This is a genomic window from Mesorhizobium sp. M0047, assembly GCF_040323315.1.
GTDB lineage: Bacteria > Pseudomonadota > Alphaproteobacteria > Rhizobiales > Rhizobiaceae > Mesorhizobium.
Genome location: NZ_JAMYUW010000004.1, coordinates 198,527 through 221,673 on the forward strand (window position 1 = coordinate 198,527; position 23,147 = coordinate 221,673).

Consider the following 23,147-nt stretch of genomic DNA (forward strand, 5'->3'; position numbering starts at 1 on the left):
AATGGCAACCGTTACCCTCACCAAGCTGACCAAGCGCTATGGCAATATCGGGATCGTGCACGGCATCGATCTCGACATCGCCGACCGCGAATTCATCGCGCTGGTTGGCCCGTCCGGCTGCGGCAAGTCGACGACGCTGCGCATGATCGCCGGGCTGGAAGAGATCAGCGCCGGCTCGATCGAGATCGGCGGGCGGGTGGTAAACGACCTGCCGCCGCGCTCGCGCAACATCTCGATGGTGTTCCAGTCCTACGCGCTCTACCCGCACATGACGGTGCGCGAGAATCTCGGCTTCTCCCTGAAGATCGCCGGCGCGGCCAAGGAAGACATGGAGCGCCGCGTCGCCGAAGCTTCCACCATTCTCGGCCTCGACGCGCTGCTCGATCGCCGCCCTTCGCAACTGTCCGGCGGCCAGCGCCAGCGCGTCGCCATGGGCCGCGCCATCGTGCGCGACCCCGATGTGTTCCTGTTCGATGAGCCGCTTTCCAACCTCGACGCCAAATTGCGCACGCAGATGCGCACCGAGATCAAAAAGCTGCACGCCAAGGTGCAATCGACGGTGATCTACGTCACCCATGACCAGGTCGAGGCGATGACGCTTGCCGACCGCATCGTCATCATGCGCGACGGTCATATCGAACAGGTGGGCACGCCCGACGAAGTCTTTCGGCGGCCGGCGACGCGCTTCGTGGCCGGCTTCATCGGCTCGCCGCCGATGAATTTGCACGAAGCGACAGTTGATGACGGCAAGCTGGTCTTCGCCAGCGGCGAAAAGCTGCCGCTGCCCGGCCAGTTCAAGGCCAATGCCGCGACCGGCGACAGAGTGGTGTTCGGGTTGCGGCCGGATGACATCTATCCGACCGGCCACGGCATCAGCTCCGGCGGTGCGGCCGACGTCCACCAGATCGAACTGCCGATCACGGTCACCGAGCCGCTCGGCAACGAGACGCTGGTGTTCGTCGAATTCAACCGCCAAGACTGGGTTTCGCGGATGCTGAATCCGAGACCGCTGCGGCCGGGGGAGCGGGTCGCCATGAGCCTCGACATGTCGCAGGCGCATCTGTTTGCCACCGAGACCGGAAAGACGCTGCGGAGCTGATCGACCATGGCCAAAATCGAGAAAGTCGACCTTTGCATGGTGGACCTTGTGCCAAAGGTCAAGCGCACCGACGCGATCCAGAGCTTCGTCAGCCAAGAAACGCCGATCGTCACCATCACGGATTCCGACGGCGCGGTCGGTACCGGTTACAGCTACACGATCGGCACCGGCGGCTCGTCGGTGATGCGGCTCCTCTCCGACCATCTGGTGCCGCGCCTGATCGGCCGCGACCCCGACATGATCGAGGCGATCTGGCACGATCTCGAATTTGCCACGCATGCCACGACGATCGGCGCGATCACCGCAATCGCGATCGCGGCGATCGATACCGCTCTGTGGGATCTGCGGGCCAAGAAGCAGAACCTGCCACTATGGAAACTTGCCGGCGGCGCCAAGGATCGTTGTCCACTCTACACCACCGAAGGCGGCTGGCTGCACATCGAGACGCAGGCGCTGGTCGACGATGCGCTGGCTGCCAAGGCCAAGGGCTTTCGCGGCTCGAAAGTGAAGATCGGCAGGCCGCACGGCTCGGAAGATCTTGCGCGCCTATCGGCGGTGCGCAAGGCGGTAGGCGATGGCTATGAGATCATGACCGACGCCAATCAGGGGTTTTCGATCGATGAAGCGATCCGGCGCGCGGCAAGGCTGCGCGAGCTCGACCTCGCCTGGATCGAGGAGCCACTGCCGGCCGACGACATCGACGGGCATGTGCGATTGTCGAACTCGACGCCGACGCCGATTGCCATCGGCGAGTCGCTCTACTCCATCCGCCATTTCCGCGAATATATGCAGAAAGGCGCCTGCTCGATCGTGCAAGTCGATGTCGGTCGCGTCGGCGGCATCACGCCCTGGCTCAAGATCGCGCACGCAGCGGAGACCTTCGACATCCCGGTCTGCCCGCATTTCCTGATGGAACTGCATGTCAGCCTGACCTGCGCTGTTCAGAACGGCAGATATGTCGAGTACATTCCGCAACTCGACCAATTGACCGGCAAGCGCATACGCATCGAAGATGGCCAGGCGCTGGCGCCGGACGAACCGGGCATCGGCATCGACTGGGACTGGGACGCGGTCAAGGCCGTGAGCATCGCCGAATTCACCACGGCGATCACGAAATAGGAGACGGGCATGCAGCGGATGGGGATGGTTCTGGGGCTGAAGCCGGAAAAAGTCGAGGAGTATGTCCGCCTGCACGCCGCCGTCTGGCCCGACGTGCTGACCATGATCTCGGCCTGCAACATCAAGAACTATTCGATCTACCTGAAGCGGCCGGAGAACCTGCTGTTCAGCACCTTCGAGTACCATGGCACCGACTACGAAGCCGACATGGCCAAGATGGCTGCCGACCCCAGGACACAGGAATGGTGGGCGGTCTGCATGCCTTGCCAGAAACCGCTGGCGACGCGCAAGGAAGGCGAATGGTGGGCTGATATGGACGAGGTCTTCCATCATGACTGAAAGCGGTTTCGACCCTGCCTTGCTCGTACAGTCATGGCCCAAACCCTCCAAGCCCCGGCCGATCGTCACCTTCGGCGCCGGCTCGATTGTCGGGGACGCGCATTTCCCGGCCTACCGGAAGGCCGGCTTTCCCGTCGCTGGGCTCTATGATCCCGATCACACCAAAGCGGAAAAGCTTGCTAGCCAATGGGGCGTGACGGCCTTTCGCACACTTGAGGAAGCGGCCACCGTCGAGGGTGCGATCTTTGACCTCGCGACGCCGCCCACCCGCCATGCCGATGTGCTGAAAGCATTACCTGACGGCGCCGTGGCGCTGATCCAGAAGCCGATGGGCGGCCACCTTGCCGAGGCAACCGAAATCCTCGAGATCTGCCGTTCCAAGAAGCTGCAGGCCGCAGTGAATTTCCAGGGGCGCTTCGCACCGATGATGCTGGCGCTGAAGGATGCCATCGCCAAGGGCTGGCTCGGCGAGATCGTCGACTTCGATGCCTGGCTGGCGTTGGCGACACCGTGGGAGCTGTGGGAGTTCCTGCTCAAGGCACCGCGCGTCGAGATCGCCATGCACTCGATCCACTATCTCGACCTGATCCGGCAGCTGCTTGGCGACCCGCGCGGCGTGCACGCCAAGACGCTCGGCCACCCCAACCATTCGGTGGCGCAGACGCGCACCAGCGCCATTCTCGACTATGGCGACACCGTGCGCTGCGCGCTGTCGATCAACCACGATCACAAGTTCGGTCGCCGGCACCAAGCCTCCGAGTTCCGCATCTGCGGCACCGAGGGCGCTGCCTATCTCAAGCTTGGCCTCAACCTTGACTATCCGCGCGGCGAAGCGGAGGTGCTGGAGATCTACCCGAAAGGCGGAACGGATTGGGTCGCGGTGCCATTGGCCGGAGCATGGTTCCCCGACGCCTTCGTCGGCCGCATGGCCAATGTCCAGCGCTATGCAGCGGGCGAGGACGCAACGCTGATCAGCCCGGTCGAAGATGCCTGGAGCACGATGGCGCTGGTCGAGGCCGCGTATCAGTCGAATGCGGCACCGGCGACGCCGATCGCGGAAAGGCCCTGATGGAACAGATCCAGTATTTCGAGGACTATGAGATCGGCTCGTCCCGCCTTACCAGCGGCCGCACCATCACCGAGACCGACTTCATCGTCCATGCCGGCCACACCGGCGATTTCTTCCCGCACCACATGGACGCCGAGTTCATGAAGACGACGCCATTCGGCCAGCGTATTGCACACGGTACGCTGGTGTTCTCGGTCGGCATCGGGCTGACGGCAACCGTCGTCAACCCTGTCGCCTTTTCCTATGGCTACGACCGGTTGCGCTTCATCAAGCCTGTGTTCATCGGCGACACGATCCGCACACGCACAACCATCGCGGCCCAGGAAGACGATCCCAAGCGGCCAGGTTCAGGACGGGTGATCGAGCGCTGCGAGGTGATCAATCAGCGCGGCGAAGTGGTGCTCGCGGCCGACCACATCTACATCGTCGAACGCAGGCCCGCGCAGGGCTGAGACTCACCACTGTCGATGAGAAGTGGCCCAATCGACATGAGAATCCGAGCCAACCCTCAACCTAGGATTTTCGCGACAGGCCATCTTCCCTGATCGCGCTGACCACCGTCTCGCTTCCTTCGCGAAGATGCTGCCTCAGGATGACTATCGCCTTCTCGCCATTGCGCCGCCGGCAGGCAGCCAGCAGATCGCGGTGCTCCGTCTGCGAGCGGTTGCGATAGTCCAGATTCGACAGCAGGATGCGAACGTAGCGATCGGCCGCATTGTGGTGCGCCTCGATCAGGCCGAGCAATCGATGGTTGCCGCAGGCATCGTAGAGGCGTGGCTCGTCCAGCCCTCCGGGCATTCAGCCAGTCTGCGGCAGGTCGAGCGCGGAGCGGACCCGCCCGACACCACGCTGGTAGAGCATCGCGCCTTGGGCCGGGGCGAGCAGATCGGCATGCGGCGTGAAGTCCATGATGCGCCTGTTGAAGGCGACCTCCCCGCACCCGGGAATCAGGCAGTCGAGCTTTCCCTTCGGACACTGACTGAATTTGCAGAGCCGGCCCAGGTAATTGTCGCTGCCGGGTTCGATCAGAAAGACATCCAACTGGTGATCGGCAACGCTGATCCCTGTTCCCTTCTCAAAGGCCTCGCGCAGGGCAAGCGCGGCGGCGCGGCGCAGTTCGCCGAGGCGTTCCTGCGAGTCGAGCCAGAGTGCCAGATCGAGATCGCTGCATTCATGCCAGACCTCGATCCGTTCGCGCCGGAATTCGCTGAAGCGCGGCACCTCTTTCCAAAGCGGCTTCGCGACGGAGCCGATAACCGCCACCGCCCCCACCTCGCGGAAGCGCGTCCAGGCATCGGTGACGACATCAGCGGCTGCGCGGAACTGCCGCTGGCGTTCCAGCATGTAGCGATTTTGCTCGTCAATCGCCGCGCGCCGCATGTCAGGCCAACAATTTCATGAAATTGCGCTTGCGGCCGAAGCGGTCCTTCACATCGGCTAAATACGCGACATGTTCGGATGCCGTGCGCAGGCTGGCCATGCGGCCGATCAGGTCTGCCGCTTCGGCGTAGGCGCCGTTACCGCCAAACTGGGCCAACTGTTCGACGCGTTCCGCATAAATCTTCAATGCCTCGCGCGGATGCGTGGCTTCACTGGCCTGCGCGAGCTTTTCCTTCAGGCTGCCGGAAGCGCCATGTGCGCGCGTGTTCGCCCACGCCAAGTCAAACTGCTTCTCCTCAATCAGGATGCTGATGAGCAGATCGGCCGGGAAATGCCAAGCGGACTGCTTCTCGCCCGCCAGCCTGGATTGGAGGCGCTCGATTACTCGATCGCGCGCCTCCTTGCCACCCGACTTGCACAGCCGTTGATATAGTTCGAAGCTCGGCGCCTTCTCGAATGCGCGCCACAGATGCGCTTCAGCGTCGGCATCGCGACCGGCTGTGGTCAGCAGGTCGACTGCAAAGAAAACGAGCCGCTCGTCAGGTCGGTCATCCTCGAACATCCACAGGCCATCCTCGGCCCAGCGCAAAGCCTCTTCCGCACGACCTTGCGAGAGGCAGAATTTGGCGATTTGCAGATAGGCTTGCTGTGAGGACAGATGCTTGGCGCGAAGCGCAATGCGCGCCTCCACGTCGCCATCGCGTTCGGCAAAGAAGTCGAGGATTTCCCGGAGCCTGAAATGGTCGCCGGACAATACGTGACCGATCCGATTCTTGCCGGCGGTTGCGGGCAGCTCATTCCAGGCCTCGGTGGCCAGGCGGCGGTATGCTGCCAATCCTTCCTCGCCGAGGATATCGCCATAGCGCCCGGCCGCGCCAGCAAAGGTGTCGTAGTCACCGTTCATCTCGCGTGCGAAAAGGTCACGCGCCAGGGACAAGGGCTCGCAAGGCGCCTCCAAGGCAGCGTTGCAGTGAATTTCGCATGCCCGGTCGAGAAGTGGGGCGCAATGGCCATCGGAATCGTCCACGCCCTCGATAGCAGCCTCGATCCGATCGATGGCTCGCATAGCGAGCCGCATGACGATGGCCGCATGCTTGCTCGAGACCGAGGCGATCACGTCGAGCGCCTCGTCCACGCCTTGGGCCCAGTTGGACGCCTCGCGGTAGTCTACGAAGCCATTCGTGGCGGTTGCGCCGTCAATCATCTTGCCGAGACGCGCCTCGAGAGTCCTCTCGTCACCATGTGTAGCGAGCGCGGCCATTTCGAGCTTACGCAACAGGATCGGGTCGCGCTCGGCAAAATCCATGATCATCTCGACGAGCGTCGCGATGTCCTTGCTCTCCAGATGTTGGCGAATGCCCGCGAAGACGTCGAGGCTTTCCGCCTCAGCGTCGCTGACTACCGCATTTGCCGCTAGCGCTGTTGCCACCAAATGCTTGCAATAGCCCCAATCCTCGAAGGCGCGGCAGGAACACGTGCCGTCGACCGACTCTGCACGCCCCATAAGCTCAACGCGATAGTCCTCCGTGCCGGCAACCTGCGCCAGCACGCGCTTCGGCCCGACGGTCAGCAGTCGCACCAGCCCGTCACGCCAATAGGCCTCGCCGCGCAAGTACACCTTGTTGCCGACAAGGTCGTGCAGGGCATCGACATCGAAACGGGGACGACTGTTCTTGCGGTTCATAGTGGCGGCTGGAGCCTCGAGTCAGCCGAGATGAGACGCAGGGCCTCGTCCAACGTAACGGTCGAATGCAGCCGCCACCATGTTCCGGTGTGCCTGTGCCACATGAGGTCGAACCGGGTCTCGGCGAGATGCTCCTCCACATGGTCGAGCCGGGCGAAGGGAGCGTTGAATTCTTCACCGTCATACGAACGGTAGCGCGCGGAGAAACCGTATTTGCTTCCTCGCCACTTGCCGAAAATGTCTAACGGATGGTCGAGCCGATTCGGCTGGCCGTGGATTAACCGTGGCTTCAGAACATCGGCGATGAAACGCTCGCAGTCGGCGGCGATGGCCAGCTTCTCGTCGGCCGAAAGTTTCTTGACCCACACCATCGCGTTCCCGCTATCGCCGCCAAGAGCGCTGTGGTGCTGCCCTCAGCCATGCGGCTATCGCCGTTTATGATAATCGACCGATCCGGTGAGGCAATCCTTTTGAGGCAAGATGCCTCCGAATTTGCGGAACTGCCCGATGGTCTCTTCGCATTCGGCGGCTGCGGATCTTTCAGCCAACTTCTCTCACGCCAGCCACTCTCTCACCGCCGGGCGAGCGAGAACCGCGCGCATCCGCTCTTCGGCGTCGGCAACAGCCAGCGCCATCGGCGCGCGGGTCGGGCCGCAATCGACGCCGATGATGCGGAAGGCCGCTTTCATGCCCGGCAGGACGCCGGTTTCCAGCAGCACCTCAACGAAGTCCTGCGATACTATCTGCAGCACTTTCGCCCGTGCCAGATCGTCGGCGCGGATCGCCTGGTCAATCGCCAGGTACAGCCTGCCGAGCAGATTGTAGGTGGTGCCGATGCCGCCATCGGTGCCGAGCATGCCGGCGGCGGCATAGATCTCGTCGAAGCCGTAGTAGAACAGCTTTTGCGGCTGCCGCTTGCGCAGCAGCGAATATTTGAACAGGTCGGTGGAGGTGTATTTGATGCCGATGACATTGCGCAGATCGAGCAGTCGGACCAGCAGGTTGAGCGGCAGCGGCCGGCCGGTGCGCAAGGGGATTTCGTAGACGATCAGCGGCAGGTCCGTCGCCGCCGCCAGCGCCTGGTAGTAGCCAAAGACCTCTTCGTCGGAGAATGGATAGGAATGCGGCGGCAGCGCCGACAGCGCGTGATAGCCGAGCTTTTGCGCCTGCCGTGCCAAGCGGATGGAATCGCGCAGGTTCGGCATGCCGACATGAGCGATCAGCCTGGTGCCGGTGCTTGCAGCACTGGCGAACACCACCTCTTGCTGAACCAGCAATTCGTCCGCCGTCAGCAGGCCGGATTCGCCGCTGCTGCCGCCGACATAGAGCCCGGCCAGGCCCTGGCGCAGGACGTAGTCGTTGATGTTGCGCTGGCGCTGCGGATCGAATTCGCCGGCATCGCTTAGTCCGGTCATCAAGGCGGCATACATGCCCGCCAATTCCTTGGTCATTTGGGAATCCTCAGTCCGTTCGGAAATTTCATTGTGTGGCCTCGCCTGCATGGTGGCAGGCGACGAGATGTTTCCCGGCGATGGATGAGCCGAAATCGCGCACCTCCGGCGTCACCCGCGTGCAGATGTCGCTCGCCATCGGACAGCGCGGATGAAAATGGCAACCGGGCGGCGGCTTCGACGGATCGGGCACCGCACCGCCCAGCACGATGCGCCGGCGTGTACCGCCGGCCTTGGGGTCGGGCACCGGGATCGCCGACAGCAGCGCGCGTGTATACGGGTGCAGCGGCCTGCCGAACACCCCTGCCGTGGTGCCGATCTCGACGATCCGGCCCAGATACATCACCGCGACACGGTCGCTGAGATAGCGAATCATCGACAAATCATGACCGATGAACAGATAGGTCAGCCCGAGGCGCGCCTTGAGGTCGTCCAGCAGATTGACGATCTGCGCCTGGATGGAGACGTCGAGCGCCGAGATCGGCTCGTCGGCAATAATGAATTTTGGATTGGCCGCCAGAGCGCGGGCAATGCCGACACGCTGGCGCTGGCCACCGGAGAGCTCTAACGGGTAGCGGTCGCGCAGCGCTTCCCGCAAGCCGACCAGCGCCAGCAATTCACTGACGCGGGCATCGCGCGAGGCGCGCGTGCCGATCTTCTGCGCACGCAGCCCCTCGCCGATAATGCGCCCGACCGTCATGCGCGGGTTGAGCGATCCGAACGGGTTCTGGAAAACCATCTGCATGTCGCGGCGGCGCAGCTTGAGCTGCTCGCCTGTCGCAGCGGCATAGTCCCTGCCCTCGAAGACGATGCTGCCGGCGCTCGGCGGCTCGAGCCCGAGCACCGCGCGGCCGGTCGTCGACTTGCCGCAGCCGCTTTCACCGACCAGCGCCAGAGTCTCGCCGCGCATCACCTTGAAACTCACCCCATCGACGGCATGCACGGCGCCGACCTGTCGCCTGAGCACACCGCGCCGAATGGGAAAATGCACCTTGAGATCGGCGACGACGAGCAGCGGTTCTTGCTGGAGCGTCGCAGCCGGTGCCGCGCTTGGCGCGGCTGCCGGCGCACGCGGCGATCGCTCGACTTGCCGCCAGCGCCAGCATGCGGCGGTGTGGCCGGCGCCGACCGTTTCCAGTGGCGGTTTCTGCTCGCGGCAGCGCGCCTCGGCATAATCGCAGCGCGGCGCGAAGGCGCAGAAGGTCGGCGGCAGGGTGACGTTGGGCGGCGCGCCCTTGATCGGCACCAGCCTTGTGTTTGCCGCCGTCAGCGACGGAATCGAATTCAACAAGCCGATCGTGTAGGGGTGCGTTGTTGCCGAGAACAGCTCGTCGACCGGCGCGCATTCGACGATCGAGCCCGCATACATCACCACGACGCGATCTGCGAAGCCGGCAACGAGGCTGAGGTCATGGCTGATCCAGATGATCGCCATTCCGAGCTGTCTCTGCAGGCGAGCGACCAGCTCGACGATCTGTGCCTGGATGGTGACATCGAGTGCCGTGGTCGGCTCGTCGGCGATCAGGATCGACGGCTTGCAAACCAAGGCCATGGCGATGCCGATGCGCTGCAATTGCCCGCCGGAGAACTGGTGTGGAAAGGCGCGCATGCGCTGCGGCGCGTTGGCAATGCCGACGAGATCCAGCATGTCGAGCGCCTGGCGCTGTGCTTGTGGCTGGCTCAGGCCCTGGTGCTCGCGCAGCGCCTCGGTCAGCTGCAGGCCGATGGTCAGCACCGGGTTCAGCGACGACATCGGATCCTGGAAGATCATGGCGATGTCGCGGCCGCGGATCTGGCGCAGTTCGCTGTCGGGCATGGCCAGCAGATCGCGGCCTCGAAACAACGCACGGCCGGAGGTGACCCGGCCGGGAGGCTTGCGGATCAGGCCTATCAGCGTCTGCACGGTGACCGACTTGCCGGAGCCGCTTTCGCCGACGATGGCCAGCGACTCGCCTTCGGCAAGATCGAAGGAGACGTCGTTGACGGCATAGACGGAGCTGCCTTTGGGGCCGAATTCGACGCTTACGCCTTGTACGGAAAGCACAGCTTGCTGTCCTATCCCCTTTGCAGCCCTGTCGACGTCAAGTGTGTCGATGCCCGTCATTTGGCGCCCCCACCCATGATGTGCTGCGGGTCGAGCGCGTCGCGCAGGCCGTCGCCGACGAAGTTGATGCTGAGCACGGCCATCGCGATCATCGCGCCGGGCGGGATCCACATCCAGGGCTGGCTCTCGAGGATCGACAGCGTGCGGGCATCGCGCAGCATGTTGCCCCAGCTGGCCGCCGGCGCCTGCGCGCCGAGGCCGAGGAAGGACAGCGAGGCTTCGAGCAGGATGACGGTGGCGACGTCGAGCGTGATCGCCACCAGGATCGGGCCCAGCACGTTGGGCAATATGTGTTCGAGAATGATGACCGACGGCGAAGTACCGAGCGAGCGCGCGGCGAGGACGAATTCCTGGTTGCGCAGCGCCAGGATCTCGCCGCGCGTCAGCCGGGCGATGGACGGCCAGCTGAGCAGGCCGATCACCACCATCGTGTTGAAGATGCTCGGGCCGACCACTGCGACGAAGGCGATGATGATGACCAGGCGCGGAAAAGTCAGCACCATGTCGATCAGGCCCATCAGCAAGAGGTCGACCTTGCCGCCGAAATAGCCAGCAATGCAGCCGACGAAGATGCCTATTGCCGCCGAGATCGCCACCGCGGCGAAGCCGACCGTCAGCGAGATGCGGCCGCCATAGAGGATGCGGGCAAAGATGTCGCGGCCGGTGCCGTCGGTGCCCAGCCAATGCACGCCGCCCGGCGGCTGGTTGCGGCCGCGCAGGTCGATGTCGTTGGGGCCGTAGTGAGCTATCAGCGGCGCCAGCATGCAGGCGAGCACGATGATGGCGAGCATGATCAGCCCGAGCGTCGCCAGACGGTGATTGAGGAAACGGCGGACCGCCTCGGCCCACAGGCCGCGCGAGACGCCGACAGCGATCGTTACATCGGCGGCGGTGACGTCAGTCATAGCTCACCCGCGGGTCGAGCACGCTGTAGGCAAGGTCGGTCGCAAGGTTCGCCAGCATGACGATGATGGCGGTGAGCAGCACATAGCCCATGATGACCGGGCTATCCCTGTTGACCACCGCATCGATAAACATCAGGCCGATGCCCGGCCACTGGAAGATCGTCTCGATCACCACCGAGCCGCCGAACAGCGTCGGCAAAGCGAGGCCGAAGACAGTGACCAGCGGGATCAACGCGTTGCGCAGACCGTGGCGCAGCGTGATCGTGCTTGGCCGCAGGCCCTTGGCCTTGGCGGTGCGCATATAGTCCTGGTTCAGCACGTCGAGCATGCCGGCGCGGGCATAGCGCATGAAGATGGCGGCGCGGAACAAAGCAAGTGCTGCCGCCGGCAGGATCAGGTGCCTGAGATTGTCGAGGAGCGAGAAGTTGTCGCCCGCCGTCGAGATGCCCGACGACGGCAGCCAGCGCAGTTCAAGCGCAAAGACGTAGACGAGCAGCAGCCCCATGAAGAAATCCGGGATCGACACGCCGACGAAGCCGCCCAGCGTCAGCGAATAGTCGGTCAACTTGTATTGCCGGAGCGCCGAGATCACGCCCAGCGTGGTGCCGATGAGGAAGGCGACGAGCAGTGCCACCGCCATCAGCTCCAGCGTCATCGGCAGGCGCTCGCCGATGATATCGCCGACGCTGCGACCGTTGACGAAGGAGCGGCCGAGATTGCCGTGCAGGATCTGGCCGATCCAGTTGAGGTATTGGATGTAGAACGGCTGGTCGAGGCCGAGCTCGCCGCGCCGCATCGCGATCAGCGCCTCGCTCGACGGCGCCTCCGCCGTGATCATCGCCAGCACGGCGTCGCCCGGCATGGCATGCGCGATCGCGAAGACTATGACGGTGACGCCGAACAGCACCGGGATGCTGAGCAGCAGCTTGCGCATGAGATAGCTGAGCACCGGCTTCTCCTATCGCTGAAGGCGGCTGTTGAGGCGGTTGGTCATGAGGTTCCACCTCATGACCAACCGATGAGGGCGTCTACGCAGCGGCCTATTTTGCCACTTCCCACTTCTCGACTTCGTTGTAGACCGGGTGGTTGAAGATCACGAGCGGCTGCTCCTTGAAGTGCTGCGCCAGGCCAACGATGCGGTTGTTGAAAGCCAGCGGCCGCACCTCGTTCCACAGCCAGGCCTTGGGCAGCTCCTCGTTGAGGATGCGTGACGCTTCCTGGTAACTTTCGGCACGCACGGCTCGGTCGGTCGATTCCAGCCCCTTGTTGAACAGTTCATCGACCTTGGTATTGCAATAGCCCATGCTGAGTGGTTTTGCGCCGCAGACGACGACCGGCGAACCGAGCGAGGGATCGAGCCCCATACCGTTGGCGAAAAAGCCCATCTGGAAGCTGCCGTCGGCATAGGTCTGGTTGATTGCCGCCGGATCGAGCAGGCGCGGCTGGATGTTGACGCCGACTGCGGCCAGATAGCTCTGGATGGCGGTGACGGTGTCGACATTCATCTGGTCGGAATAGTAGTAGATGAAATCGACCGGCTGGCTGCCGTCCCAGCCCGCGTCGGTGAGCAATTGCTTGGCCTTGTCGGGATTGTAGTCGTAGGGCTCGAGGTCCTTGGCGCGTGCCCAATCCTGCGGAAACAGCGTGTTCGACAACTCGCCGGCGCCCTGCTTGACCGTCTCGATGATGGCCTTGCGGTCGATGGCGTAGAGCATCGCTTGACGCACCCGCACGTCGGCAAAGCGCTTGTTCTCCAGGTTGAACTGCAAGTAGGTCGGCAAGCCGGCGGAGAATTTCGGCAGCACCGTCAAATAGTCGAGCTTCTGCAGCCGGGCGAGTTCGGAGATGGGCACGCCACCGCCCTCATAGGACATGGCGTCGACCTCCTGCGTTTCGAGTGCGGCGATGATCGGCGGCACGTCCTTGTAGATCTGGTAGATGATGCGCTCGAGCTTCGGCGCACCGAGGAAATAGTCGGGATTGCGGTCGACCTCGACATACTGATCGCTTTCGTATTTCTTCCAGATAAACGGGCCGGTGCCGACGCGGTTGACCCAGAAGGCGTTGCCCTTGATATCGCCGGGCGCGACCTTGCCGAGGATGTGTTCGGGAAAGATGCTGATCGCGATAAGCTGCAGCTCGACCCAGAGAGGCTTGGCGCTGTCGAGTTCAATCTGGACGGTCGCGTCGTCAAGCGCCTTGACCCCGGCAAGCGAGGAGGCCGAGCCATCCTGGAAAGCCTTGTATCCGGCCACCGAGCCGAGCTTCTGCGCCCAAGGCGAGCCAACCTTGGGGTTGGCGTAGAGGTTGAGGCTGAACACCACGTCCTTGGCGGTGAAGGGCGTTCCGTCATGCCATTTGACGCTATGGCGCAGGCTGAAGACATAGGTCTTGCCGCCATCGGGCGTCTTCCAGCTTTCGGCCAGCATCGGTTGCACGCCATCGCCCGTCCATTTGATGTGGACCAGTCCCTGCAGCACGGTCTCGTCGAGCCGGTGGCCGCACGTGGTGTGCAGCGTTCCCATCTCGATGCAGCCGGTGCGCACGGCGGAACGGAACGTGCCGCCCTCCTCGGCCTTGGCGATCACTGCGGCAAACATCAGCGCCATCGCCGGCACAAGGCTCATCAGCAGTCGTCTCATGGAATTCTCCTCCCATTGCTTTCCGCCGGCCGAAATCGGGGCGATGCCCCTGCTCCAGGCCTGCTCCCGCGTCAGACCCTCGCCTGCCGCGCCGACCGCCGCGCCATTGGCCGGCGGCGACCTCCTCCAACCCTTCGGTTCCGCAAGTCCTCGCTTGCGGCAACTGGTCTAATAGCTTAAAAGGTAGACCATGCACAATATGCCGGTTCGAAAAAAATTGTCCGATGAAGTCCGCCTCCGCCTGGAGGAGATGATCCGCGACGAGGTCTATGCGGTCGGCGCCTCGCTGCCGTCCGAACGCGACCTGATGTCGATGTTCGATGTCGGGCGCCCCTCGGTGCGCGAGGCGCTGTTTGCGCTGGAGAAAATGGGGTTGGTGCGCATCAACAGCGGCGAGCGGCCGAAGGTGACGCGGCCGACGTCGAAAAACATGCTGGAGCAGTTGACCGGCACGGCCCATCTGTTGATGGACCAGCCCGACGGCATCGGCCATTTCGAGCAGCTGCGGCTGTTCCTCGAAGTTTCGATCGCGCGCCATGCCGCCGAGGTGGCGACGCGCGAACAGGTCGATGCGCTGGCGGCGGCTCTTGCCGAGAACGAGCGCGCCATCCCGCGCGCTCGCGCCTTCGCCATCACCGATGTGGCGTTTCACCGGGTGTTGACCGCGATTCCCGGCAACCCGATCTTCCTCACCGCGCATGAAGCGCTGGTGGAATGGCTGATCAACCAGCGCATCCACATGGCCAACACCGAGGTGGAGAACCGCAGGAGCTTTGCCGGCCATAAAGCCGTGTTCGAGGCCATCGAGCGGCACGACCCGGAAGCTGCCGGCCGAGCGATGCGCGAGCATCTGGAAAACGCCCGGCGCAAGTTCAATTCGGGTCAGGCGAAACCCGACTAGGCTCGCCTGTCTTCACACTAGATCTTCACGCCGTCATCCTCGGTATTTGCACAGTGATTGGTCGGGCCGCGTCAGAAAGCGACCTTGTCGCCGCCTTTCAATGACAGGATTTCACGTGCCTCGTCGGGCGTCGCCACTTCCATGCCGAGCCCTTCGATGATCTTGCGGGCTAGAAGCACTTGTTCTGCGTTCGATTTGGCAAGCTTGCCCTTGCCCGCCCACAGGCTGTCCTCCAACCCAACGCGGATGTTGCCACCGAGTGCGGCTGATTGCGCGGCGATACGCAGTTGGCTGGCGCCGGCGCCCAGCACCGACCAACGGAACTGGTCGCCGAACAACCGGTCGGCCGTGCGCTTCATATGAGCCACGTCTTCGGGATGCGTGCCGATACCGCCAAGCAGCCCGAACACCGACTGCACGAAGAAAGGCGGTTTCACCAGCCCACGGTCGGCGAAATGGGAAAGGTTGTAGAGATGGGCGATGTCGTAGCATTCGAATTCGAAGCGCGTGCCATTGTCGTAGCAGGTCGCCAGGATGTACTCGATGTCCTTGAACGAGTTGCGGAAGACGAGGTCGCGCGTCGCTTCCAGATGCGGCTTTTCCCAGTCGAACTTGAAGGTCTCGTATTTGTCGGCGAGGTGATAGAGCCCGAAATTGATCGAACCCATATTAAGCGAGGCGACCTCGGGCTTGAACTGGGCGGCCGGGCGCACACGCTCCTCGACCTTCATGTAGGGGCTGCCGCCGGTGGTGATGTTGATGGCGGCTTTGGTGCCTTGCTTGACGCGTGGCAGGAAGCGGGCGAAGGCCTCCGGCGTCTGGTCGGGCTTGCCGGTCTCCGGGTCGCGAGCATGCAGATGCAGGATCGCGGCACCGGCTTCCGCCGCGGCGATCGCCTCCGAGGCAATCTGGTCGGGTGTGATCGGCAAATAGGGCGACATGGTCGGCGTGTGGATCGCGCCCGTCACCGCGCAGGTGATGATGACCTTGCCCTTGGTCTGCTGGACGCCGGGCTTGCGGGTCGTCTCGATCATTGTCCATACTCCTGGTCCGATTTTTTCTTGTGCGCCGCCAGCGCCATCAGCCGGCGGTCGCGCCATACCTGCCGCTCGCCGAGGTTCTCGCGCGGCAAGCGTTCGCGGCGGTCGGCTTCGACGGTCTTCATCACCTCGCCCGCCCAGTCGACGCGGCGCAGCATCTGCGGAAATATGTTCGAATATATCGACTGATAGCGCTCGACATAGTCGCGCACGCCGCCGGGCGCGTTCAGATCGATTGTCTCGAACGGACCCATGAATGACCAGCGCAGCGCCAGTCCGTCGCGGATGCCGATGTCGACATCCTCGACACTGGCGTAACCGTCGGCGACAAGCCGGAACGCTTCCTCAAGCAATGCGCCTTGCAAGCGGTTCATGATGAAGCCGTCGAGCTCGCGCTTCATCACGAGCGGCGCGTGGCCGGCATCGATGAGGAAGGCGCGGGTCCTTTCCAACGCCTCGGCGGACGTCCACGGCGCCGGCACGACCTCGGCTGCCGGAATGAGATAGGGCGGATTGATTGGATGCACGACCAGGCAGCGATGGCGCCCTTGCAGATGGTCGGTGAATTTCGATGGCAAGAGCGCCGAGGTGGAGCTGGCGATGATCGTTTGCGGATCGGCAAGCCTGTCGATCAGAGAGAATACGCCACGTTTCACCTCCAGGTTTTCGGGCGTGTTCTCCTGGACATGGGCTGCACCGGCCAGCGCCTCCGCCAACTCGGCGACGATTGCGATCCGGCCGACCACGGCGTCGACCGCCTGTCCTCGCAGGAGGTCGTTCCTAGCGAGATCGCCAAGCACGCCGGCAATGTAGTCGCGGGCGCCGCCAGTCGCGGCGGGCGACTGATCCCACATCCGCACATTATGGCCGGCACGGGCAAAGCTGATCGCCCAGGCTCGCCCGATGAACCCGGTTCCGACAATCGCGACATTGGCCATGGACTATTCCTCAGAGTGTTTCGACATTGCCGTCGACGCCGAGCGACTGGCCGGAAATGTTGATCCCCGCATCGGAGAGCAGGAAGGCGACCATCGCGGCGACATCATAGGGGCTGGTCATGCGGCGCAGCGAGATGTTCTGCAGATAGCGATCCCTCATCTCCTCATGGCTGATGCCGACCTGCTTGGCACGTGCCGAGATGACGCCTTCGATGCGCGGCCCCTCGATGATGCCGGGTAGGATGGCGTTGACCCTTATGCCATGCGGCCCGAGCTCCTTGGCGAGACTCTGCGTGAAACCGATGACACCGAACTTCGCCGCCGAATAAGGCGTGCGGAAGGCGTAGCCATGCCGGCCGGCCGCCGACGACATCGAGACAATCGAGCCGCCGCCCGCTGCCTTGATCAGCGGTACCGCGCGCCGGGCACACAGGAACTGGCCGGTCAGGCAGATGTCGATGCAATGTCGCCAGTCCGCCGGATCGATCTCCTCGACACCGCCGGTCGGTCCGGCAATGCCGGCATTGTTGATCAGCGCATCGAGACCGCCGAGCTTTTCCTTAACGGCCTCGAAAAGCCGGTCGACGTCGTCGTCACGCGAGACATCGGCCTTGATCGCGGCGACCAGATCGATCTTGCCGGGAGCCGCGGCCAGCGCTTCGTCAGAAATGTCGCAGACTATGATGCGAGCGCCGAGCCGCGACAGCGTGTCGGCTATGGCAAACCCGATGCCTCCAGCGCCTGCCGTCACCAGCACGCGCTGGCCTTTCAGCCCGGTCAAAAAGTCGTTCTGCATGCAACAGCTCCAGCGAGATTCCTGGCTATATGGAAACGGACACTGGCGTGGGTACGCGATCCGCGCAAGTGAGAGCCGGTCGAGCCTACGGGCAACGGGGGACGCGCGACCGGAGACCGGCGGTCATGACCTGGGCATTCACCGTTATCGGATTGCCAAGGTATGGTAGTGTGATTATACCAGTTGATAAGCTGACGACGGGCAATGCCGTCGGATGAGACCAGGAGTAGTGGCCAGATGACAACGATTGCGCTGTTCGGTGCCGGCGGGAAAATGGGTTACCGCCTGTCGACCAATTTTCGCGGATCACCCTACACGATACGCCATGTCGAGGTCAGCGAGGCCGGCCGCGAACGGCTGAAGACCGGACTGGGTTTCGATGCAGTGAGCGCCGACGAGGCGCTCAAGGGCGCCGATGTGGTGATCCTGGCCGTTCCGGATACGCATATCGGCAAAGTGGCGACCAGCATCGAGAGCCAACTGGCGCCGGGCACGATGGTGGTGGTGCTCGACGCGGCGGCACCTTTCGCCGGTCATCTGCCGAACCGGCCGGACCTCACCTATTTCGTCACTCACCCCTGCCATCCACCGATCTTCAATGACGAGACCGACATGGCGGCCAAGAAGGATTATTTCGGCGGGGTCAAGGCCAAGCAGCATATGGTCAGCGCCTTGATGCAGGGACCGGAAGAGGATTACGCCAAGGGCGAGGCGATCGCGAAAATCATCTGGGCGCCGGTCATGCGCTCGCACCGCGTCAGCGTCGAACAGATGGCGCTGCTCGAGCCCGGCCTTTCGGAGACGGTCTGCGCCTCGCTGCTGGTGGTCATGAAGGAGGCCGTCGACGAGGTCGTGGCACGCGGCGTCGACAAGCAGGCGGCGCTCGACTTCCTGCTCGGCCATATGAACGTGCTCGGCGCCGTCATCTTCGGCGAGACCAAGGGCGTGTTCTCGGACGCCTGCAACAAGGCGATCGAATTCGGCAAGCCGGTTCTGATGCGTGACGACTGGAAGCGCGTCTTCGAGCCGGAAGAGATCGCCGCCAGCATTCAGCGCATCACCTGACAGACGACAGGCGCTTGCCATCGCGCCTCGATGTGCCTGCGTACTGTTTTCCGGCGTCCAGTTTGCGATCATCAGGTACATATCACCTGAATTTGTGGTTGACTCATCATACCAGTTGGCTTAGCTGTTCTTGGCTCGGATCGACAAGGTTTCGCAGGGAGTCGAAGCCTTGGCGAGGGGAGGATGGCCGGGGAGCAACGATCCGTGGAGGGGAAGCCATCGACGGCTTTGGCCCGAAAGCGATCTGCCGACCGCGCCGCTGACGAATTCGAATGCCGAGGCCTTGGTTGACCAAGGCAATTTTTCAAAAGGGAGGACTTCATGAAACTCACACGCAGAATGACGCTTGCGGCTTTCGCCGGCATGCTGGCGCTTGGCACGGCGATGCCCGCCTACGCGGCGGATCTCATCGCCATCATCACACCCTCGCACGACAATCCGTTCTTTAAGGCGGAAGCAGTCGGCGCCGAGGCCAAGGCCAAGGAACTCGGCTACGAGGCGCTGGTCCTCGTCCATGACGATGACGCCAACAAGCAGTCGGAGCTGATCGACACCGCGATCGGTCGTGGCGCCAAGGCGATCATCCTCGACAATGCCGGCGCCGACGCCACAGTCGCCGCCGTACAGAAGGCCAAGGATGCGGGAATCCCGTCCTTCCTGATCGATCGCGAGATCAACGCCACCGGCGTCGCCGTGGCGCAGATCGTCTCCAACAACTATCAGGGCGCCCAACTCGGCGCGCAGGAATTCGTCAAGCTGATGGGCGAGAAGGGCAATTTCGTCGAGCTGGTCGGCAAGGAATCCGATACCAATGCCGGCATTCGCTCCAAGGGCTATCACGACGTCATCGACGACTATCCGGATCTGAAGATGGTCGCGCAGCAGTCGGCCAACTGGAGCCAGACGGAAGCCTATTCCAAGATGGAATCGATCCTGCAGGCCAACCCCGACATCAAGGGCGTCATCTCCGGCAACGACACGATGGCGATGGGCGCCCATGCAGCACTTGCCGCCGCGAACCGCAAGGATGTCATCGTCGTCGGCTTCGACGGATCGAACGACGTGCGCGACTCCATCACCTCGGGCGGCATCAAGGCGACCGTCCTGCAGCCGGCCTTCGCGCAGGCGCAGATGGCGGTCGAGCAGGCCAACGACTTCATCAAGAATAAGAAGTCGCCGGCCAAGGAAAAGCAGCTGATGGACTGCGTTCTGGTCAATGGCGACAATGCCGCCAAGCTTGAGACCTTCGCGCTGACCAACTGAGCCAGCGTGATTTGAACAGCGAGGGGCGAATTTCGGTTCGCCCCTCGCCGCCATTTTCTGTGGGCCGACCACCACCAGCTGAACAACAGGCCATCATGCTGAACACCAAGCCGAACTGGCCGATCCTTGCCGTGATGATCGGCATCAGCCTGACCGCCTGCAAGATCCTGCCGACGAAATCGGCAGACGGCGGAAGTGCGCCCGCCTTCGATCCGGACAAGATGGTGGAAGAGATATGGGCGGCGAAGGTCGTGCCTTATCTCGAACAGAAAGCCGGACCGTTTCCGCAAGTTCACACACTGGCGACAACCGATGCCGCTTCTGCCGGCGCCAAATACGGCAATCCGAACAAGCAGGCGAACGCACCGTGGACCTTCGCGGTCCGCGTGGAGGGCAAGATCGTTGCTGCGAACATGCAGTCCCGCGCGGCGACGGTCGACATCGATGTCGACGGCGATGGCAAGGCCGATGCGCGGGTGCAGATCGGACCGGCGGTGCGCGGCACCGCGCTGCGCGACAGCCTGGACTTCATCCAGTTCAACGACTTCACCAACCAGATCGACTTCGCCCAGTTCGGCAAGGCGTTCAACAACCATGCCGACAAGATGGTGCTGTCCAAGCTGCCGCGCGACGCGCTGGAGGGCCGAAGCGCCAAGGTCCTCGGCGCCTATACGCTGGGCAGCGGCCAGGACCTGCCGCTGGTCACGCCGGCGGAGGCAGAGATCGGGCCGAAGCCATGAGCGCGGCCGGAGAGCGCGACATCATCCTGAAACTGGAGGACGTCTCCAAGGTCTATTCCGGAACCGTTGCGGTCAAGCGCGCCAATTTCGAGGTACGCAAGGGCGCCGTCAACGTGCTGGTCGGCGAAAACGGCGCCGGCAAGTCGACGCTGATGAAGATCATCGCCGGCGTCGAACGGCCGACAGCCGGCCGCATACTGCTGGAGGGCGAAGAGGTGTCCTTCTCGTCGTCCGGCGATGCGGTGAACCGCGGCATCGGCATGGTGTTCCAGGAACTGAACCTGTTCGGCAATATGAGCGTCGCCGAGAACATTTTCGCCACCCGCGAAATCACCAACCGGTTCGGCAAGATCGACCGCAAGGAGCAGGAGCGCCGCGCGGCGGAATTTCTGGAACGCCTGCAAGCCGGTATACGGCCCGACATGCTGGTCGAGGATCTGCGCATCGGCCAGCAGCAGCTGGTCGAGATCGCCAAGGCGGTATCGCTCGACGCTCGTATTCTGATCATGGACGAGCCAACCTCGGCGCTGAGCGCGGCGGAAGTCGAAATCCTGTTCAAGGTGATCGCCGACCTCAAGGCACGCGGCGTGGCCATCGTCTACATCTCGCACCGGCTGGACGAGTTGATCCGCATCGGCGACTACATCACCGTGCTGCGCGACGGCCGCGTCACCGGCCAGGAGGAGATGAAGAACGTCGACACGCGATGGATCGTGCGGCAGATGATCGGCTCCGACGCCAAGGACTTCGCCAAGGCGGACGGCCACCTTCCGGGCGAAGAAATCTTCCGCGCCGAGAACATCTGCCTGCCACGCGCCACCGGCGGGCTTGCCGTCGACCATGTCTCGCTGTCGCTGCGTACCGGCGAGATCCTCGGCATCTACGGCCTGATGGGCGCCGGACGCAGCGAATTGTTCGACTGCATCATGGGCCGCCACGGTCATTCGACGGGTGCGATCTTCATTGGCGGCAAAAAGGTCAAGGAACGTGACACGACGCGGCGCATCCGGCGCGGGCTGGCACTGATCCCCGAGGACCGCCAGCGCGAAGGGCTGGTGTCGATCCTCTCGGTCGCCAGCAACCTGACGCTGGCCAGCCTGTCGCGATTTGCCAGCCTGTTCCATATCCGTGGCGCCGACGAAAGGCAGGCGGTGACACAGATGGTGCGGGAACTCGCGATCAAGGTCGCCGACCCGGCGCAGGAGGTTTCGTCACTGTCTGGCGGCAACCAGCAGAAGGTGGTGATCGGCAAGGCGCTGCTCACCGGACCCAAGGTGCTGTTGATGGACGAGCCCAGCCGCGGCATCGATGTCGGCGCCAAGGCCGACGTCTTCCGGACCATGCGCAAACTGTCCCGCGACGGCTTGGGGATTCTTTTTGCGACCTCCGATCTCGACGAGGTCATGGCATTGTCCGACCGCATTGCGGTGATGAGCAACGGAAAACTGACTGGCATGTTCGATCGCACTGAAGCGACGGAGGCGGCACTCGTCGCCGCATCGGCGCTTGGCCACGGACCGGCCGCACACAAGGAGAGCATCGCCCATGACTGACATCCCAGCCAAGGCGGCAGCTCCCTCCGCGCCCAGCGGCTCCGTGCTGTTGACGCTGATGAAGCTCAGGACCTTCATCGCGCTGATCGCCGTCCTGATCTTCTTCTCGATCGCGGCGCCGAATTTCCTGTCGACCGCCAATCTGATCCTGATGTCGAAGCATGTGGCGCTGAACGCGTTCCTGGCGATGGGCATGACCTTCGTCATCATCACCGGCGGCATCGACCTTTCGGTCGGCTCGATCGTCGGTCTGTGCGGCATGGTGGCCGGCTATCTCGTGCTCAACGGCATCGACCTGCAGATCGGCTACACCATCTATTTCAACGTTTTCGAGATCGCGCTGATCACGCTTGCGGTCGGCATATTGATTGGCGCCGTCAACGGGTTGCTGATCACCAAGCTGAATGTCGCGCCGTTCATCGCCACGCTGGGCGTCCTCTATGTCGCGCGCGGCCTGGCACTGCTGTCGTCGGACGGCCGCACCTTCCCGAATCTCGTCGGCAAGCCGGAGCTTGGAACCACCGGTTTCGGTTTTCTCGGCGCCGGCCGGCTGCTTGGCCTGCCGGTGGCGATCTGGATCCTGATCGTCGTTGCACTGGGGGCCGCCTATCTCGCCAAGTACACACCGCTCGGGCGCCACATCTTTGCCGTCGGCGGCAATGAACGCGCGTCGCGGATTTCGGGCGTCCGTGTCAACATGGTGAAGATGTTCGTCTATATGTTCTCAGGTTTCTGCGCGGCGATCGTCGGCCTGATCATCTCGTCCGAGCTGATGGCCTCGCATCCCGCGACAGGCGAAAGTTTCGAGCTCAACGCCATTGCGGCGGCGGTGCTCGGCGGCACCTCGATGTCGGGCGGCCGCGGCACGATCGGCGGCACCATCGTCGGCGCGTTCGTCATCGGCATTCTTTCGGACGGATTGGTGATGATGGGTGTGAGTTCGTTCTGGCAAATGGTGATCAAGGGCCTCGTCATCATCGTCGCCGTCGTCGTCGACCAGGCGCAGCGGCGTCTGCAGAGCCGCGTAACGCTGATGCAAATGGCAAAGGCGGGCTGATC

Annotated in this window: 23 protein-coding genes; 11 read left to right on the forward strand and 12 right to left on the reverse strand. The window is 63.2% G+C overall.

All coding sequences use genetic code 11. The features are described 5' to 3' along the window. Position 1 precedes the first annotated feature (1 nt). From NKJ89_RS05630 to NKJ89_RS05650, 5 genes are read left to right on the forward strand one after another with little or no spacing between them, the layout of a single operon-like run. Complete coding sequence (locus tag NKJ89_RS05630; RefSeq protein ID WP_352600627.1) at positions 2–1,099, forward strand: ABC transporter ATP-binding protein; 1,098 nt, start codon at positions 2–4, stop codon at positions 1,097–1,099. 6 nt (positions 1,100–1,105) lie between these two features. Beyond that, on the forward strand, positions 1,106–2,218 hold the full coding sequence (locus tag NKJ89_RS05635) for a mandelate racemase/muconate lactonizing enzyme family protein (protein WP_352600629.1): 1,113 nt from the start codon (positions 1,106–1,108) through the stop codon (positions 2,216–2,218). 9 nt (positions 2,219–2,227) lie between these two features. After that, complete coding sequence (locus tag NKJ89_RS05640; protein ID WP_352600631.1) at positions 2,228–2,557, forward strand: L-rhamnose mutarotase; 330 nt, start codon at positions 2,228–2,230, stop codon at positions 2,555–2,557. After that, a complete protein-coding gene (locus NKJ89_RS05645) occupies positions 2,550–3,626 on the forward strand; it encodes a Gfo/Idh/MocA family protein (RefSeq protein ID WP_352600633.1) in 1,077 nt (358 codons plus the stop codon). Before NKJ89_RS05640 ends, NKJ89_RS05645 begins: the two co-directional genes overlap by 8 nt. Continuing rightward, the gene (locus tag NKJ89_RS05650; RefSeq protein WP_352600774.1) at positions 3,623–4,078 is read left to right on the forward strand and encodes a MaoC/PaaZ C-terminal domain-containing protein; all 456 of its coding nucleotides are present in this window, start codon (positions 3,623–3,625) and stop codon (positions 4,076–4,078) included. Before NKJ89_RS05645 ends, NKJ89_RS05650 begins: the two co-directional genes overlap by 4 nt. A gap of 61 nt (positions 4,079–4,139) precedes the next feature. Here the strand turns inward: NKJ89_RS05650 and NKJ89_RS05655 are convergent, their stop codons facing one another. The 9 genes from NKJ89_RS05655 to NKJ89_RS05695 all read right to left on the reverse strand — a co-directional run bounded on the left by NKJ89_RS05655 (position 4,140) and on the right by NKJ89_RS05695 (position 13,792). After that, entirely contained in the window at positions 4,140–4,424 is a 285-nt protein-coding gene (locus NKJ89_RS05655) for an FCD domain-containing protein (RefSeq protein ID WP_352600635.1), read from the reverse strand. Then, positions 4,425–5,006, reverse strand: coding sequence for a hypothetical protein (locus NKJ89_RS05660; protein WP_352600637.1), 582 nt, complete (start codon positions 5,004–5,006; stop codon positions 4,425–4,427). Position 5,007: 1 nt separating this feature from the next. After that, positions 5,008–6,690, reverse strand: coding sequence for an SWIM zinc finger family protein (locus NKJ89_RS05665; RefSeq protein WP_352600639.1), 1,683 nt, complete (start codon positions 6,688–6,690; stop codon positions 5,008–5,010). Further along, positions 6,687–7,061, reverse strand: coding sequence for a DUF3024 domain-containing protein (locus NKJ89_RS05670; protein WP_352600641.1), 375 nt, complete (start codon positions 7,059–7,061; stop codon positions 6,687–6,689). The genes NKJ89_RS05665 and NKJ89_RS05670 overlap by 4 nt, the downstream gene beginning before the upstream one ends. Positions 7,062–7,244: 183 nt before the next feature. Further along, a complete protein-coding gene (locus tag NKJ89_RS05675; RefSeq protein WP_352600643.1) occupies positions 7,245–8,141 on the reverse strand; it encodes a dihydrodipicolinate synthase family protein in 897 nt (298 codons plus the stop codon). Positions 8,142–8,169: 28 nt separating this feature from the next. Further along, on the reverse strand, positions 8,170–10,245 hold the full coding sequence (locus NKJ89_RS05680) for a dipeptide ABC transporter ATP-binding protein (protein ID WP_352600645.1): 2,076 nt from the start codon (positions 10,243–10,245) through the stop codon (positions 8,170–8,172). Continuing rightward, the gene (gene opp4C, locus NKJ89_RS05685; protein WP_352600647.1) at positions 10,242–11,150 is read right to left on the reverse strand and encodes an oligopeptide ABC transporter permease; all 909 of its coding nucleotides are present in this window, start codon (positions 11,148–11,150) and stop codon (positions 10,242–10,244) included. Before opp4C ends, NKJ89_RS05680 begins: the two co-directional genes overlap by 4 nt. Next, complete coding sequence (locus tag NKJ89_RS05690) at positions 11,143–12,099, reverse strand: ABC transporter permease (RefSeq protein WP_023756715.1); 957 nt, start codon at positions 12,097–12,099, stop codon at positions 11,143–11,145. The genes opp4C and NKJ89_RS05690 overlap by 8 nt, the downstream gene beginning before the upstream one ends. Positions 12,100–12,190: 91 nt before the next feature. Continuing rightward, positions 12,191–13,792, reverse strand: coding sequence for an ABC transporter substrate-binding protein (locus NKJ89_RS05695; protein ID WP_352600649.1), 1,602 nt, complete (start codon positions 13,790–13,792; stop codon positions 12,191–12,193). A gap of 199 nt (positions 13,793–13,991) precedes the next feature. Here NKJ89_RS05695 and nanR point away from each other — a divergent pair, with 199 nt between their 5' ends. After that, on the forward strand, positions 13,992–14,693 hold the full coding sequence (gene nanR / locus NKJ89_RS05700) for a transcriptional regulator NanR (RefSeq protein ID WP_352600776.1): 702 nt from the start codon (positions 13,992–13,994) through the stop codon (positions 14,691–14,693). 71 nt (positions 14,694–14,764) lie between these two features. On the opposite strand, the gene kce is transcribed toward nanR, so the two are convergent. From kce to NKJ89_RS05715, 3 genes are read right to left on the reverse strand one after another with little or no spacing between them, the layout of a single operon-like run. Further along, complete coding sequence (gene kce, locus NKJ89_RS05705; RefSeq protein WP_023756718.1) at positions 14,765–15,727, reverse strand: 3,5-dioxohexanoate:acetyl-CoA acetone transferase; 963 nt, start codon at positions 15,725–15,727, stop codon at positions 14,765–14,767. Further along, entirely contained in the window at positions 15,724–16,671 is a 948-nt protein-coding gene (locus NKJ89_RS05710) for a 3-hydroxyacyl-CoA dehydrogenase (protein WP_352486430.1), read from the reverse strand. The genes kce and NKJ89_RS05710 overlap by 4 nt, the downstream gene beginning before the upstream one ends. Positions 16,672–16,681: 10 nt before the next feature. Continuing rightward, complete coding sequence (locus tag NKJ89_RS05715) at positions 16,682–17,467, reverse strand: SDR family oxidoreductase (RefSeq protein ID WP_352600651.1); 786 nt, start codon at positions 17,465–17,467, stop codon at positions 16,682–16,684. Between the two features lie 237 nt (positions 17,468–17,704). Between NKJ89_RS05715 and NKJ89_RS05720 the strand changes: the two genes are divergently transcribed. From NKJ89_RS05720 to NKJ89_RS05740, 5 genes are all read left to right on the forward strand, one after another. Further along, complete coding sequence (locus tag NKJ89_RS05720; RefSeq protein ID WP_352600653.1) at positions 17,705–18,532, forward strand: phosphogluconate dehydrogenase C-terminal domain-containing protein; 828 nt, start codon at positions 17,705–17,707, stop codon at positions 18,530–18,532. 321 nt (positions 18,533–18,853) lie between these two features. Beyond that, a complete protein-coding gene (locus tag NKJ89_RS05725) occupies positions 18,854–19,795 on the forward strand; it encodes a D-ribose ABC transporter substrate-binding protein (protein WP_352600655.1) in 942 nt (313 codons plus the stop codon). Between the two features lie 95 nt (positions 19,796–19,890). Further along, positions 19,891–20,535, forward strand: a complete 645-nt coding sequence (locus tag NKJ89_RS05730; protein ID WP_352600657.1) for a DUF2291 family protein — start codon at positions 19,891–19,893, stop codon at positions 20,533–20,535. Continuing rightward, entirely contained in the window at positions 20,532–22,088 is a 1,557-nt protein-coding gene (locus NKJ89_RS05735) for a sugar ABC transporter ATP-binding protein (protein WP_352600659.1), read from the forward strand. Before NKJ89_RS05730 ends, NKJ89_RS05735 begins: the two co-directional genes overlap by 4 nt. Continuing rightward, the gene (locus NKJ89_RS05740) at positions 22,081–23,145 is read left to right on the forward strand and encodes an ABC transporter permease (RefSeq protein ID WP_023756725.1); all 1,065 of its coding nucleotides are present in this window, start codon (positions 22,081–22,083) and stop codon (positions 23,143–23,145) included. Before NKJ89_RS05735 ends, NKJ89_RS05740 begins: the two co-directional genes overlap by 8 nt. Positions 23,146–23,147 lie beyond the last annotated feature (2 nt).

Bases quoted from the DNA above. Each gene is read 5' to 3' on its own strand.
- NKJ89_RS05630 (WP_352600627.1), top strand. From the start codon at position 2: ATGGCAACCGTTACCCTCACCAAGCTGACCAAGCGCTATGGCAATATC.
- NKJ89_RS05635 (WP_352600629.1), top strand. From the start codon at position 1,106: ATGGCCAAAATCGAGAAAGTCGACCTTTGCATGGTGGACCTTGTGCCA.
- NKJ89_RS05640 (WP_352600631.1), top strand. From the start codon at position 2,228: ATGCAGCGGATGGGGATGGTTCTGGGGCTGAAGCCGGAAAAAGTCGAG.
- NKJ89_RS05645 (WP_352600633.1), top strand. From the start codon at position 2,550: ATGACTGAAAGCGGTTTCGACCCTGCCTTGCTCGTACAGTCATGGCCC.
- NKJ89_RS05655 (WP_352600635.1), bottom strand. From the start codon at position 4,424: ATGCCCGGAGGGCTGGACGAGCCACGCCTCTACGATGCCTGCGGCAAC.
- NKJ89_RS05660 (WP_352600637.1), bottom strand. From the start codon at position 5,006: ATGCGGCGCGCGGCGATTGACGAGCAAAATCGCTACATGCTGGAACGC.
- NKJ89_RS05665 (WP_352600639.1), bottom strand. From the start codon at position 6,690: ATGAACCGCAAGAACAGTCGTCCCCGTTTCGATGTCGATGCCCTGCAC.
- NKJ89_RS05670 (WP_352600641.1), bottom strand. From the start codon at position 7,061: ATGGTGTGGGTCAAGAAACTTTCGGCCGACGAGAAGCTGGCCATCGCC.
- NKJ89_RS05675 (WP_352600643.1), bottom strand. From the start codon at position 8,141: ATGACCAAGGAATTGGCGGGCATGTATGCCGCCTTGATGACCGGACTA.
- NKJ89_RS05680 (WP_352600645.1), bottom strand. From the start codon at position 10,245: ATGACGGGCATCGACACACTTGACGTCGACAGGGCTGCAAAGGGGATA.
- opp4C (WP_352600647.1), bottom strand. From the start codon at position 11,150: ATGACTGACGTCACCGCCGCCGATGTAACGATCGCTGTCGGCGTCTCG.
- NKJ89_RS05695 (WP_352600649.1), bottom strand. From the start codon at position 13,792: ATGAGACGACTGCTGATGAGCCTTGTGCCGGCGATGGCGCTGATGTTT.
- nanR (WP_352600776.1), top strand. From the start codon at position 13,992: ATGCCGGTTCGAAAAAAATTGTCCGATGAAGTCCGCCTCCGCCTGGAG.
- kce (WP_023756718.1), bottom strand. From the start codon at position 15,727: ATGATCGAGACGACCCGCAAGCCCGGCGTCCAGCAGACCAAGGGCAAG.
- NKJ89_RS05710 (WP_352486430.1), bottom strand. From the start codon at position 16,671: ATGGCCAATGTCGCGATTGTCGGAACCGGGTTCATCGGGCGAGCCTGG.
- NKJ89_RS05715 (WP_352600651.1), bottom strand. From the start codon at position 17,467: ATGCAGAACGACTTTTTGACCGGGCTGAAAGGCCAGCGCGTGCTGGTG.
- NKJ89_RS05720 (WP_352600653.1), top strand. From the start codon at position 17,705: ATGACAACGATTGCGCTGTTCGGTGCCGGCGGGAAAATGGGTTACCGC.
- NKJ89_RS05725 (WP_352600655.1), top strand. From the start codon at position 18,854: ATGAAACTCACACGCAGAATGACGCTTGCGGCTTTCGCCGGCATGCTG.
- NKJ89_RS05730 (WP_352600657.1), top strand. From the start codon at position 19,891: ATGCTGAACACCAAGCCGAACTGGCCGATCCTTGCCGTGATGATCGGC.
- NKJ89_RS05735 (WP_352600659.1), top strand. From the start codon at position 20,532: ATGAGCGCGGCCGGAGAGCGCGACATCATCCTGAAACTGGAGGACGTC.
- NKJ89_RS05740 (WP_023756725.1), top strand. From the start codon at position 22,081: ATGACTGACATCCCAGCCAAGGCGGCAGCTCCCTCCGCGCCCAGCGGC.